General features: G+C 60.7%; 9 protein-coding genes. 7 read left to right on the forward strand and 2 right to left on the reverse strand.

What is annotated here, in order from left to right; genetic code table 11:
• Positions 1-103 precede the first annotated feature (103 nt).
• Positions 104-1591, forward strand: a complete 1488-nt coding sequence (locus LIX91_RS05380; protein ID WP_003411446.1) for a SulP family inorganic anion transporter — start codon at positions 104-106, stop codon at positions 1589-1591.
• Positions 1592-1614: 23 nt separating this feature from the next.
• On the opposite strand, the gene LIX91_RS05385 is transcribed toward LIX91_RS05380, so the two are convergent.
• Together LIX91_RS05385 and LIX91_RS05390 are read right to left on the reverse strand one after the other, a co-directional pair.
• Positions 1615-2790: a sensor histidine kinase gene (locus tag LIX91_RS05385; RefSeq protein WP_100072927.1), complete on the reverse strand. Its 1176-nt coding sequence runs from the start codon at positions 2788-2790 to the stop codon at positions 1615-1617.
• 5 nt (positions 2791-2795) lie between these two features.
• Positions 2796-3485, reverse strand: coding sequence for a response regulator (locus tag LIX91_RS05390; RefSeq protein WP_226488079.1), 690 nt, complete (start codon positions 3483-3485; stop codon positions 2796-2798).
• Positions 3486-3583: 98 nt separating this feature from the next.
• On the opposite strand from LIX91_RS05390, the gene LIX91_RS05395 reads away from it, so the two are divergent.
• The 6 genes from LIX91_RS05395 (at position 3584) to LIX91_RS05420 (ending at position 13760) form a co-directional block, all read left to right on the forward strand.
• Positions 3584-5056 carry an efflux transporter outer membrane subunit gene (locus LIX91_RS05395; protein WP_226488080.1) on the forward strand — a complete coding sequence of 491 codons (1473 nt, stop codon included), beginning with the start codon at positions 3584-3586 and terminating at the stop codon, positions 5054-5056.
• Between the two features lie 19 nt (positions 5057-5075).
• Positions 5076-5924 (forward strand): MipA/OmpV family protein, encoded by an 849-nt coding sequence (locus LIX91_RS05400; protein ID WP_003411437.1) that lies wholly within the window; start codon positions 5076-5078, stop codon positions 5922-5924.
• A 16-nt stretch (positions 5925-5940) separates the two neighbouring features.
• A complete protein-coding gene (locus tag LIX91_RS05405; RefSeq protein ID WP_226488081.1) occupies positions 5941-7074 on the forward strand; it encodes an efflux RND transporter periplasmic adaptor subunit in 1134 nt (377 codons plus the stop codon).
• Positions 7071-10124 (forward strand): efflux RND transporter permease subunit, encoded by a 3054-nt coding sequence (locus LIX91_RS05410; RefSeq protein ID WP_226488082.1) that lies wholly within the window; start codon positions 7071-7073, stop codon positions 10122-10124. The genes LIX91_RS05405 and LIX91_RS05410 overlap by 4 nt, the downstream gene beginning before the upstream one ends.
• Before the next feature lie 73 nt (positions 10125-10197).
• Positions 10198-11439 (forward strand): M20/M25/M40 family metallo-hydrolase, encoded by a 1242-nt coding sequence (locus tag LIX91_RS05415; RefSeq protein WP_003411431.1) that lies wholly within the window; start codon positions 10198-10200, stop codon positions 11437-11439.
• A gap of 611 nt (positions 11440-12050) precedes the next feature.
• Positions 12051-13760, forward strand: a complete 1710-nt coding sequence (locus LIX91_RS05420; RefSeq protein ID WP_317135431.1) for a ShlB/FhaC/HecB family hemolysin secretion/activation protein — start codon at positions 12051-12053, stop codon at positions 13758-13760.
• The last annotated feature ends 16 nt before the right edge of the window (positions 13761-13776 follow it).

Here is a 13776-nt window from a genome sequence, read left to right on the forward strand (position 1 = left end):
GGTCGCCGCCACTCCCAATCTGACTACTCAATCGAAAACCGATGCTCCTGCTCGTCCGGCAACTGCTGCCGTGCGTCTTGCTGCGTCTGTCACAGGTATTTCCATGCTCGAAAAAATCAAAGCTACGTGGTTTTCCAACGTTCGTGCCGATGTATTGGCCGGGCTGGTTGTTGCATTGGCCCTGATTCCAGAGGCCATCGCGTTCTCCATCATCACCGGGGTAGACCCGAAAGTCGGGCTTTACGCGTCGTTCTGTATCTGCGTGGTCATCGCTTTCGTGGGCGGACGCCCGGCGATGATTTCTGCAGCTACAGGTGCGATGGCCTTGCTGATGGTGAATCTGGTCAAAGAGCACGGGCTTCAGTATTTGCTGGCCGCCACCTTGCTCTGCGGCGTATTGCAGATCATCGCCGGCTATCTGCGCTTGGGTGAGTTGATGCGCTTCGTTTCACGCTCGGTGGTTACCGGGTTCGTGAATGCATTGGCGATTCTGATCTTCATGGCCCAGTTGCCGGAATTGACCCATGTGACCTGGCCGGTGTACGCGATGACCGCGGCGGGCCTGGCAATCATCTACCTGTTCCCGCGCGTGCCGGTGCTGGGCAAGCTGCTGCCTTCGCCGCTGGTGTGCATTCTGGTGCTCACCGCAATTTCCATTTACATGGGGCTTGATGTACGAACCGTGGGAGACATGGGCGCAATGCCCGACAGCCTGCCGACCTTCATGTGGCCGGACGTCGCGCTCAATCTCGACACGCTGCTGATCATTCTGCCGTATTCCGCCGCGCTGGCTGTGGTGGGCCTGCTGGAGTCGATGATGACCGCGACCATCGTCGATGACCTGACTGATACCACCAGTGACCGAAACCGTGAGTGCAAAGGGCAGGGCATTGCCAATATCGCCACGGGTCTGATCGGCGGCATGGCTGGCTGCGCCATGATCGGCCAGTCGATGATCAACGTGAAGTCTGGAGGCAGAACACGCCTTTCAACCCTCAGTGCGGGTTTGCTGCTGTTGATCATGATGCTGTTTCTGGGCGAATGGCTGGCGCGTATTCCGATGGCGGCGCTGGTGGCGGTGATGATCATGGTGTCGATCAGTACCTTCAGTTGGGGATCGATCCGCAACCTCAAGGAATACCCGCTCTCGACCAACATCGTGATGGTGGTCACCGTGGTGGTGGTCGTGGCGACCCACAACCTTGCCTACGGTGTGCTGGTCGGTTCTCTGCTTGCCTCGATGTTCTTTGCCAGCAAGATCGCTCACTTCCTTGACGTCACGTCGCACCGTGATCCCTTCCACAGCCATCGCACCTACTACGTCACCGGCCAGGTATTCTTCGCTTCCGCTGACCGTTTTATGGCCTCATTCGACTTGCGTGAAAGCCTCGAGACACTGGTCATCGATCTGCGCGAGGCGCATTTCTGGGACATCACCGCTGTGGCCGCACTGGACAAGGTGGTTTTGAAACTGAGAAAGGCAGGCATCAGCGTCGACGTTATCGGCATGAACCGGGCCACCGCCACGCTGGTGGACCGGTTTGGTGTGCACGACAAGCCGGACGGCATCGACTCGTTGATGGGGCACTGATCTGCGGGGCCGGGCAGGCAGGCTCAGCCCGGAATCTCCAGGCGGATGACGGATCCTCCGCCTGGCCTGTTGCGGACCTCGATAGTGCCGTCATGCTCGAGGCAAATGGCTCTGGCGATGGACAGGCCAAGGCCGCTGCCTCCCGAATAACGCGCCCGCGAACGTTCGGCACGCCAGAAGCGGTCGAATACCTGTTCGAGGTTCTCCGAGTCAAAGCCGGGCCCGCGGTCCGAGACGGTCAGTTCCATGCGCCCAGCGCTGGCTTTGCCGACAATCAGCAGCTCTCTGCCCATCGCCGAATAGCGCAGCGCGTTATCGACGAGAATATTCACCACCTGACCGATCCGGTCACGGTCGGCGTTGACGGTCAATTTCCGCGGGATATCGATCGTCACGGCGACACCTGCCTCATCGAGCGGCGTGGCAAACCAGCCCAGACGTTCGACCACCAGTTTCTCAAGGGAAAACTCCGTCTTGTCCAGGGTCAGCTGACCCGCGCTGGCGAGCGAGAGCAGGTGCAGATCACTCACCAGTTTGTTCAACTGGCCGAGCTGGCGATGGACCATTTCCAGTTGTGCCAGGTCACGCGGGAACACTTCGTCGATCATGCCTTGTATGCGTCCCATGGCGGCATTCAGTGGCGTGCGCAACTCATGGGCAATCATGGCACTGGACTCGCTGACTTCCAGTTCGTAACGGCCGAGCTGAGTGGTCATGGTGTTGAAGTCGCTGACCAGCGCCTGCAATTCGTCCGGGCCGTTGGTGCTCATCGGCAGGCGCGTCTTGAAGTCACCCTGGGCGACCTGACGTGCGCCCCTGGCAATCGAGGAGAACTGGCTGGAAAGCGGACGGGAAAACAGAAAGCCGAAGAATATGATGATCGGGATCGCGATCGACACCAGCGCTGCCAGCACCCACCATTCCTTGTTGGCAATGCCCGGCAGCAGGTTTTCGATCGGGTAATACTCGAAGAACAGTTCGCGCAGCTTGACCATGTCCAGGGTGGGCTCGGCCTGCAGCCGCAGGAATTCCATGCGCACGTCGGCCGGCATGGCCTGCAGGGTGAGCCAGTCAGAGACCGTGACGTGCAGCCACATGCAAAATGCGATGACGATGACCGCACCGACGGCGAGCATGCTCATGCGCATGCCGACCCAGTGCCACAACGGTTTTTGTCTGTGCCTGAAAAAATGTCGCATGAGGATCACCTGAACCGATAGCCAACCGAACGGACGGTGACCAGCACGTTGTCCACGCCATGGATCTCCAGTTTGCGCCGCAGGTTATGCACATGCGCATCGACAACCCTGGCCAGCGCCTCGCTGTCGGGAAGGCAGATTTCCAGCAGTTCTTCGCGAGTGAAGGCCTTGGACGGCGTTTTCAGCAACGTCGAAAGGATCTTGAACTCGGTAGGTGTCAGGTCGAGTACGGTCTCTGCGCCATCCGGACCTTCAATGATCGCGGTGACGGCGTCCAGCTCTACCAGCAGGTTCTGGTAGCGCAAATGACGCTCGTTGTTGCCGTTCTGCTGGGAGCGCCGCAGAACCGCATGCACGCGGGCCACCACTTCCCGAGGGTTGTAGGGCTTGACCACGTAATCGTCGGCCCCATAGCGCAAGGCACCGAGTTTTTCCGGTTCGTCGCCCATGGCGGTGACCATGATCACCGGCGTGTCGCTGCAGCGCCGGACTGCCGACAGCACGTCCGTGCCACTGACAAGCGGCAGCATGACGTCCAGCAGAATCAGGTCGGGTTTCCACTGACGGTGCATATCGATACCGCGCTGACCGTTTTCGGCCAGCCCGACGTTGAAACCGTCACGACGCAGGTAAGCCTCGAGAATGCTGGCACTGTCGGCGTCGTCTTCAACGATAAGAATGCGTTTTCCTGACACGAGAGCGCCTCTTGATCAAATCTTGATAATTCACGAACGGTTTGTTGAAAGTCGACGTTCAGGATGCTGTCCAGAGCCCACTGTCGCGGACAGATCCTATGCCGATGAGTGCACCGCTGTCCAAGCGTATCCGCAACCGCCGCCGGTATTGCCTGGCCATGCTGGCGAGCCTGGTTCTTTCGGGCTGCTCGTTGATACCGGCCTATCAGCGTCCGGCGTTGCCGGTCCCTGTCGATCAGGTGTCTGCTGTGGTCGCGGCTCCGAATACCTCCACAGCCGTCGTGCTCAGTGCCGACGAAGAAGCGCTGGCTGGCGAGTTATCGCCGAAGGGCGAACTGCGCCGGTTGCTGCAATCGGCCCTGGCGTTCAATCGCGATTTTCGTGTGGCGGTGCTGCGTGTGGAGGAGGCCAGGGCAATGCGCGGCATTACCCGCGCCGATCGCTTTCCGACCCTTGCCGCAGGTGTCGAGCGCGATCGTCAGCACTTCGATAATGCGGCCGCCGACGAGCGTTATGGTCAGGACATTTCCATCGCGTCGGTGGGCGTCTCTGACTTCGAACTGGATTTTTTCGGGCGCGTGCGCAGCCTGTCAGAGGCGGCGCGGCACGATTATCTGGCCAGCACCTACGGCCAGCAGGCGGCACGCAGTGCGCTGATTGCGGAAGTCGCCCGCGCCTGGCTGGCCGAGCGTCTGGCCGCTGCCGTGCAGCAGGATGCGCAGGCGGTTCACGAGGCCCGGCTGATGCTGGTCAAGGCGGCCGAAGAGCAGCAGCGTCAAGGTGCGCTTTCGCTGGATGATCTGATGGCACAGCGCCTCGACACCCTGAGCACGCAACAGCAGGTACAGGATGCGGCAAGCGATCACGCCAACGCGTCGCAGGCCTTGTTGTTACTCACCGGTTATTCGACGGTATTGCCCGTCAGCACGCCAGACACCCCTGCGCTGAGCGCCGCGCTGGTCGATACGCCGGCCTGGCTGTCTAATCTGCCGTCTCAGCGCCTGCTGGAGCGTTTTGACATCCGTCAGCGCGAAGAAGCCCTCAAGGCCAGCAATGCCAACATTGGTGCTGCTCGTGCGGCGTTCTTTCCGTCGATAAAACTCAGTACCGGCGTGGGCTTGCAGAGCGACAGCCTGCGCACCTTGTTCAGCAACGGCAGCGGTGCGTGGCTGTTCACGCCGCAATTGAATCTGCCGCTGTTCGACGGCGGGCGTAATCAGGCCAACCTGGATCTTGCCAAGGTGCGTCAGCAGATCGCAGTGGCCGAGTATGAAAAGGCCGTGCAGAACGCCTTCCGTGAAATGTCCGCCGTGCTGACCCGCCGTCAGCAGGCCCTGAACCATGTCCGCAACGAGGTCGAGCGGGTTGCGCTGGTCCAGGAAAAAGTGCGGCGCCTGTCCTTTGAACTCAATGCGGGCGCCGTCGAGCGTACTGCATTGCTGGTTTCCACTCTCCGTATTGCCGAAGCCGACGCAGCCGCTCGCAAGTCTCTCGACGCGCTGCAGCAAAACCGCGTCGATCTGTTTCGAGTGCTGCACGGAGCAGAACCGACAACCCCACCCCAATCCTGAATGACACCGGAGTATCCCCATGAGCCCTGCAATCTCTCGTACTCACCTGCGGTCTGCGCTGCTTAAACCTGTGCTGACCGTGTTGATCACCTCTGCGGCCATGACCCTGGCCGGTCAGGCCTGTGCCCAGGACAGCACCGCTGAAAGCCAGTCGATGCTGGGTGACCGGTTCAACGTCAATTTCGGGCTCGGCATGGCCGTGCTGCCGCGCTACATGGGGGCCGATGAATACCGCAGTCAGGTGGTGCCCATGCTGACGGTCCAGCGCGGCATCTTCTTCGCCGACACCACACGCGGTCTGGGGCTGCAATGGCAGTCGGATTCCGGGTTCGGCGCCAGCGCTGCACTCAATTACGATTTCGGTCGTACCGAGAAAAACAGCACGAATCGGCCTGGTTCCAACGAGCTGAGAGGGATGGGCACCGTCAAGGGCGCGACCGTTGGCGACTTCATGGTTTCTCAGCAACTCATGCCGTGGCTGTCCGTCAGTGCCGAGGCCGAACTGCGGGTGGCTGGCGAACAACGTGGCAATCGCTATCGGTTGGGCTTCGAGGGCATCGCTTATCACAGCCAGACCGATACGGTGACCCTCGACATCGATGCGCACGCCGGTGACGGTCGTTACAACCAGACCTATTTCGGCGTGAGCCCGATCCAGAGTCAGCGCACCGGCTTCTCCCGTTTCAACGCAGACAGCGGCATTTATGCGTACTCGGCGGCGCTCGCCTGGCAGCATACCTTCGACGCCCACTGGTCAACCGTCGCCAGCGTCGGGGTGACGCACTACACCGATCAGACCCGTGGCAGCCCACTGGTCGAGACCGATGCCGAAGGCAGTGGCCTGATTGCCTTGAATTACGCTTTCTGAAGGGTTGAAGCCTGCCATGCGATTGAATCCTGATGCGTTTCTGGCTCTACGGCGGTGTGTGTCACGCGCTTGCGGCGTCGTGCTGATCACCCTGATGATCGGTGGCTGCGGTGATAAACAGACGGCCAGTGCTCCGCCTGTCCGGGCAGTCAAGGTTGAGATGGTGCGGGCGGGAGAGGGCGCTGCGCTGCGCTTCATCGGCACCGTTCGAGAGCAGGAGCGCGCCAGTCTGGCGTTTGAATCGGCAGGCACCCTGACAGAGCTGCGGGTCGATATTGGCGATAGCGTCAAGCCGGGCCAGGTGCTCGCCCGCCTTGATCCGCAGCCTGCGCAATTGCGCCTGCAGGAGGCGCAGGCCGCTTTGCGGCTGGCTCGGGCTCAGGCGCTGGAGCGCCAGCGTAACTACCAGCGTCAGCAAAATCTGCTCGCAGCGGGCAGTGTCGCCCAGAGCGTGGTCGAGTCGGCCCAGTCGTCCAGTGAACAAGCCAGCGCCGAGCTGATGCGCACGCAAGCCGAGCTGGACCTGGCCCGTCGCGAACTGGATCGCACCCGGTTGATCGCACCCTTTGCCGGGCGCGTGGTGGCCCGTCATGCACAACCGCAGAGCTTGTTGCCCGCCGGGCAGGTGCTGCTGGATATCGAGTCCGCCGCAGAGCAACAAGTGGTAGCTGCTGTTCCGTTGGCACTTGCCAATTCGCTTGAGCCGGGCGACCTCGCCAGCGCCTCCAGTAGCGCAGACGGTACGGTAGGGTTTGATCTCGCCCTGGAAGGCATTTCGCCCCGAGCTGATGACGGGCTGGTCAGAACGGCCGTGTTCCGAGTGCTGCGACCTGCCGGCAGGCTGCCCAGTGGCGTCACGCTACTTGTGCAAATGCATCCCGCTGCCGACGCACAAGCACTGTCGGTTCCGGTGCAAGCGTTATGGATGGGGACCAGCAGCCACCTTGCCGAAGTCTTCGTCTACCAGCCGGGAGGAACAGTCGCCGTCCGCTCTGTCACGCTGGGTACGGTCAGAGAAGGACGGGCAGTGGTCGTCAGCGGGCTAACCGCTGGTGAGCAAGTGGTCACTGCCGGCGCTGCTTTTCTGCAGGACGGTCAGCCCGTCACGCTATTTCATTCAGACACTCGCCTGAGCGGTGCCGCGCAATGAACCTTACTTCCCGCGCCATGGGCGCAAGCCGCCTGACCCTGTTTGCCGCCTTGCTGATTTTGCTGGCCGGTGTCGCGACTTTTTTGAGCTTTCCTTCTCAGGAAGAGCCGTCGGTGACCGTTCGCGACGCACTGGTCAGCGTGTCTCTGGAAGGGCTGTCCGCAGAGCGCACCGAGGAACTGCTCGCCAGGCCGCTCGAAGAGCGTATCCGTGAACTGGCCGAGATCAAGAACGTGCTCACCACGGTCCAGCCTGGCCGAGTGATCGTGCAGGTCACGGCGTATGACAACGTCAAGGATCTTGGGCTGCTGTGGCAACGGCTCCGGGCGAAGGTGAGCGAAACGAGCGGTGGTTTTCCGCCTGGCACCCAAGGGCCGTTTGTCGATGATGATTTCGGTCGCGTGGCCGTGGCTTCGGTCGCGATGACCGCACCGGGTTTCACCATGAGCGAGATGCGCGGCCCGATCAAACGCTTGCGCAATCAGCTTTATGCGCTCAAGGGCGTCGATCAGGTCCAGCTATATGGTCTGCAGGATGAACGCATCTACCTCGATGTCGAGCACCAGACGCTGGCCGCCGCCGGACTTTCCCCGCAACAGCTGCTTCAGCAACTGCAAGCCCGCAACCTGATCGCGACAGGAGGCAACCCGGTCATCGGGCAGCAGAGCACCACGCTTTCGATCAGTGGCGAGGTGCTTTCGCTGGAGCAGCTTCGGCAGTTCCCGGTGCAGTTGCCCAATGGTCAGAAGGTCGCGTTGCAGAACCTGAGCCGGGTATCGGTGAGCCCTGTCGATCCGCCGGAAACCGAAGCGATCTACCAGGGACAGGATGCTGTCGTGCTGGCCGTTTCGATGCAGCCAGGCCTCAATGTGCAAACGTTCGGTGATGCCTTGCGCAAGCGACTCGGTGAGCTGGAGCAGCAACTTCCGACGGGCTTTACCTTGCACGTGGTGACCTTCCAGTCCAGCGTGGTCGAGCACGAGATGAGCAAGATGTATCACGTCATGGCCGAGACGGTGGTGATCGTGATGTGCGTGGTCATGCTGTTTCTGGGCTGGCGCACCGGCCTGGTGGTTGGGGTGATTGTGCCCTTGACCATCCTCAGTACGCTGCTGGTCATGCGCGCACTGGGGATCGAGCTGCAGACGGTGTCGATTGCCGCGATCATCCTGGCGCTGGGCTTGCTGGTGGACAACGGCATTGTCATCGCCGAAGACATCGAGCGACGCCTGCATGCGGGCGAGGATCGACGAAGTGCCTGTGAGGAGGCAGGGCGCACCTTGATGATCCCTCTGCTGACCTCTTCACTGGTCATCGTGCTGGCGTTTTCGCCCTTCTTTCTGGGGCAGACCAGCACCAACGAATACCTGCGTTCGCTGGCGGTTGTGCTCGCCACTACGCTGATCAGCTCGTGGTTGCTCAGCGTCACGGTGACGCCCCTGTTGTGCTTTTACTTCGCCAGGATGCCGGCCGTCAAAGCGTCGGCGGACGAGGCCGATGAGTATGCCTCGGTGTTCTACCGTGGCTATCGCAAGGTCATCGAGGGGTTGCTGAATCACTCGTTGCTCTTCATCGCCTGCATGATGGGGTTGCTGGCGTTGGCGGTCGTGGTGCTGACCCGGGTGCCGTACGATTTTCTGCCGAAGTCAGACCGCATGCAGTTCCAGATTCCGCTGGTGCTGGAGCCCGGCAGCAGCTCGCGAGACACGTCGCGAGCGGTGCGTGATATCAGCCAGTGGCTGAGCAGCGATCAGGATGTGGAACACAGTATTGGTTATGTCGCCAGTGGCGGGCCGCGGATCGTGCTTGGCCTCAATCCCCCGTTGCCGGCGCCGAATATCGCGTATTTCACTGTCAGCGTGCGCGAGGGTGCCGACCTCGATGCGGTGATCGAGCGCACACGGCAGTTTATCCTCGCGCAGCACCCCGAAATCGAAGCGCAGCCCAAACGATTCTCGATGGGCACCACTGAGGCGGGAATTGCGGTCTACCGGGTCATCGGTCCTGACGAGAACGTGCTGCGCGGTATTGCCCGGCAGATCGAGCAGGCGTTGTTGGCGTTGCCCGGAACCCTGGATGTGCACGATGACTGGCGGACCCGATTGCTGCGTTACGACGTTGTCGTCGATCCGTACAAGGCCCTGCAGGCCGGTGTTGCCACTCAGGACATCGCCCAGGCCCTGCAACTGAGAAACAGCGGGCTGTCCGTGTCGTCGCTGCAGGATGGCGATACTGCTGTCGCCATTGTGGCGCGCGAGCAGAGCACGCTGAGCAAACCGGGCAATGATCTGGACAGCACATTGATTTACCCGGCTTCCGGGGGCGTGCCGTTGATGTTGTCGGCCATTGCCACTGTCGAGCCCAGGGCCGAGGCATCGACCCTCCAGCGGCGTAATCTGCAACGCGCGATCACGGTGGTCGGACACAATCCGTCAATGACAGCGACCTCGATCGTCGAGCAGTTGGCACCGCAGATAGCTGCAATCAGCCTGCCGGCGGGTTACCACATCGAACCGGGTGGCGAAATAGAAGACTCGGCCGAGGCCAATCAGGCGCTGTTGCAGTACATGCCACACGCACTGGTTGCGATGCTGTTGTTGTTCGTCTGGCAGTTCAATTCGTTTCGCAAGCTGCTGATCGTCATCTCCAGCGTGCCCTTCGTGCTGATCGGCGTGGCGCTGGCATTGGTGCTCACCGGCTATCCGTTCGGCTTCATGGCCACCTTCGGGCTGCTGTCGCTGGCCGGCATCATCGTCAACAACGCCGTGCTGCTGCTCGAACGTATCGAGGCTGAGCGCGAGCAAGGCCTGTCGGTGCGTGACGCAGTGGTCCATGCCGCGATCAAGCGCTTGCGGCCGATCGTGATGACCAAACTGACCTGCATCATCGGGCTGGTGCCGCTGATGCTGTTTGCCGGCCCGCTCTGGGAGGGCATGGCGATCACCATCATGGGTGGCCTTGCGTTGGGTACGCTGGTGACACTGGGCCTGATTCCGATCCTCTACGCGTTGCTGTTCGACCGCTTCGAGCGCTGGCGCAAGGCGAGCTGAACCATGACGGCCGGTACGTGTGTAGGGTATGGTCCTGAAAAAACCTCGATGATCGAACACAAGGATGAAACACATGCGCTCATTTTCCCGCTCGCCACTGGCTGCTCATCTCGCCCTGGCGCTTGCGTTGACAGCCCTGGCACCGGCGGCCATGGCCGAACCGCACAAGGCCATCCAGGCCGATGCCGAGCAATACAAGGACGAAGCCTTGAAGCTGCTGGAGCGTCTGGTGAACATCGACTCGGGTTCCGGGTATGTCCCGGGCCTGACCAAGGTCAGCGACATCGCGATCGAAGAACTGAAAAAGCTCGGAGCCACCATCGAGCTCGTTCCAAATACGCCAGAAGCCAGCAACCACGTCATCGCCACCCTGAAAGGCACCGGCAAGGCGAAGATTCTGCTGATGGCGCACATGGACACCGTGTTCAAGGAAGGCTCCGCGGCCGAGCGACCGTTTCATATCAAGGACGGGCGTGCCTACGGCCCAGGCGTGATGGATGACAAAGGCGGCATCGTTGCCGCTATTTATGCGCTGAAGGTGCTTCACAACCTGAAGTTCACCGACTACGCACAGATTACGGTGTTGCTCGACGCCAGCGAGGAGACCGGCTCAGGCGTCGCTACCGAGCTGATCAAGAAAACCGCGAAGGAGCATGACGTCACCCTTAACCTCGAACCGGGTCGTCCGGCCGACGGTCTGGTGGTGTGGCGCAAAGGCTCGGCCACCGCGCTGGTCGAAGTCAAGGGCAAGGCCTCGCATGCAGGCGTTGCGCCTGAGCTGGGACGTAACGCCGCGACCGAAGTTGCCCATCAGATCCTGCAACTCGGCAAGCTGGGTGACGAGGAGAAGAAAACCACCATCAACTTTACCGTGCTCAAGGCAGGGGATCGCACCAACGTGATTCCTGATCAGGCCAGCGCCAAGGCTGATGTGCGTGCTGCCGTACCGGAGGAGTTCGACCGCGTCGAACAGGACCTGGCCAGGGTGTCGGCCAACAAGCTGGTGCCTGATACCGAGGTCAAGACCAGCCTGGTCCGTGGCCTGCCACCGATGCCACAAACCGCGCAGTCCGATGCACTGGTCGCGATGGCACAAGGCATCTACGGTGAACTGGGTCGCACCCTGACCATTGAGGGCAGCGGCGGGGCGGCGGATTCAAGTCTGTCTGCCAGCGTGGGTACACCAACGCTGGACGGCTTCGGGATTGTCGGCGGCAATATCCATACGCCCGAAGAGTATGCCGAAGTAGGCAGCGTGGCGCCGCGGATCTACTTGCTGTCGCGAATGATCATGAAGTTGTCCGGGCAACAGTGATTCGACAGGCCTCCCGTGCGTGGCGCGGGAGGCTGTAGAGTCGATGACTCGCTTTTAAATAGACACAGGCTGCAGAGACCCGATACTGCATACAACGGCAGGCGGCGCTGATTCTGACATAGCGGCTCATTGTCGAGTGGTGGCCGACAACTAGTGTTATTACTCATCCCCGTTTTGCTCATGCGCCACACCACAGGGTTTGATCGAAACCTGCTGCCTCTGTCTTACACTCTAGCCATGCAAAAAAGACCGTCGTCGCGGCTCCAGAGCCCTGGAAGGTCAGCATGCTTGCGCCTGTTTCCTTAACCCATAGTCATTTTATTAGTGTGTCTGCGGCCTTGAGCCGAGCCGGTTTTCGCGTGCTAGCCGATCAGCATTTCTGCATATATTTAATTATGACCTTAATGCTATGTCGAAAAGATACGCTGTCCCCTATCAATATTAAGCACATGACCCTTGAGCGCTGGCTAAAGGTCAGTGTTGTAAAAATAAGCTTCAAAAAAAGTTCAGCAAATCGGATACAAGGTCGATACAAATATTTGACGCCGCTATGATGGCGTTCTAATATTGCCCACCTTTTTGATATCAATTTGCTACCGCAAGGACGCGCCGTGTATCCTCATGCCCTCAAACTGGCTTTGCTGCTACTGCTCGCCATCGCGCCAGCTACCTCGCTTGCAGCCACTGCCCCCGCCAGTTTGCCAGGTGACCAGGATCTTATTCGTGACCGTCAGGATCGCCTGCTCGAAGAGCAGCGCCGCCGTCTTGAAGAGCTCAAGGACCTGCCGGGCAAACAAGCCACGCCCGCTGCCCCGAGTTCTCCGGCCGATACACGTTGTTTCACCATCAATCGTATTGAGCTCAAGGGCGCCGACTCGCTGTCGGCCGCCGAGCGCGATGCGCTGACCAAGCCCTATATCGGCAAGTGCCTTGGTGTCGCGCAGCTCAATGAGCTGCTTAAAGTCATCACCGATCACTACCTCGAAAAAGGCCTGGTGACGACTCGCGCCTACCTGCCGCAACAGGACCTGTCGACAGGCGACCTGCAAGTGCTGGTCATCGAAGGCAAGCTGGAGCATCTGCGTGGCGATGCCGCCAGCGGCCTGTCGGCGCGTGAGCTGGCCATGACGTTTCCCGGTAAAGAAGGCCAGATGGTCAACCTGCGCGAAATCGAGCAGATGGTCGATCAGCTCAATCGCCTGCCATCCAATCAGGCGCAGATGGAACTGACCCCCGGCCAAGTCGTCGGCGGCAGTGACGTAGTGGTCAAGAACACTCCGCAAAAACCATGGCGGGCCAACCTGTCGCGTACCAACGAAGGTCAGCGCAGCACCGGCGAGCAGCAATGGAACGCCGGCCTTGAGTGGGATAATCCGTCGGGGCTGGCCGACCAGTTCAGCCTGCGCGGCGGCCACGATGCGATCAGCGATCGGCAGAAAGCCTCCCGCAACGCCTCGCTTGCCTACAGCCTGCCGTGGGGCTGGTGGACGTTCAGCTACCTGTACAACACCAGTGAATATCGTTCGGTGGCGCAGGCCTCGAACGTCAACTTCAAGCAGGACGGCGATAGCCAGAACCACCAGTTCAAGGCCGAGCGGGTCGTGTATCGCGACGCGCTGAGCAAGACCTCGCTCAATGCCGGTCTGTCCTACCTGCGCACCAACAATTATGTCGAAGGCAGCAAGCTGGCAGTCAGCAGCAATCGCATCACCGAGGCGCAGTTCGGCATCAACCACGGTCGGCGGGTCGGCTCGGCGTTCGTCAACATCGATCTGGGCATGCAGCAAGGCATCGGTGCACTGGACGCGCAGGGCAACCACGATCCTCGCCCGGGTGAGGCCGATGCGCGGTATCGCAAATACACCGGCACCCTCAGCTATCTGCACCCCTTTCAACTGTGGGGCGAAAACCTCAGCTTCACCAGCCTGGCCACCGGGCAGCGCAGTGAGGATGTGCTGTTCAGCTCGCAACGCACCAGCCTGGGCGGATCAGCATCGGTGCGCGGTTACAAGGATGAGTTTCTGTCTGGCGACAGCGGTGGTTACTGGCGTAACGAGTTGCGCCTGACTCGCCCGGTGGCCCTGGACTGGCTGCGCCCGGTGTTCGCCGAGTATGGCGCGGCTGCCGGTTACGACCAGGGTGTTATTCGCAATGACCGTTACAACGGCAATCAGCATGGGCGCTTGTCCAGTAACTCGTTCGAGCTGTTTACGCGTGGCCAGCACGTTGCTGCCTCAGTGACGTTCGCTCATTCCCTGGAACGTCCCGATGTGATCGAGCGCGAAGCGCCGATCTATTTCCGTATGGACTTTTTCCTCTAACCACACCGTATTCAAC

This window comes from Pseudomonas sp. B20 (genome assembly GCF_020515755.1).
GTDB lineage: Bacteria > Pseudomonadota > Gammaproteobacteria > Pseudomonadales > Pseudomonadaceae > Aquipseudomonas > Aquipseudomonas syringae.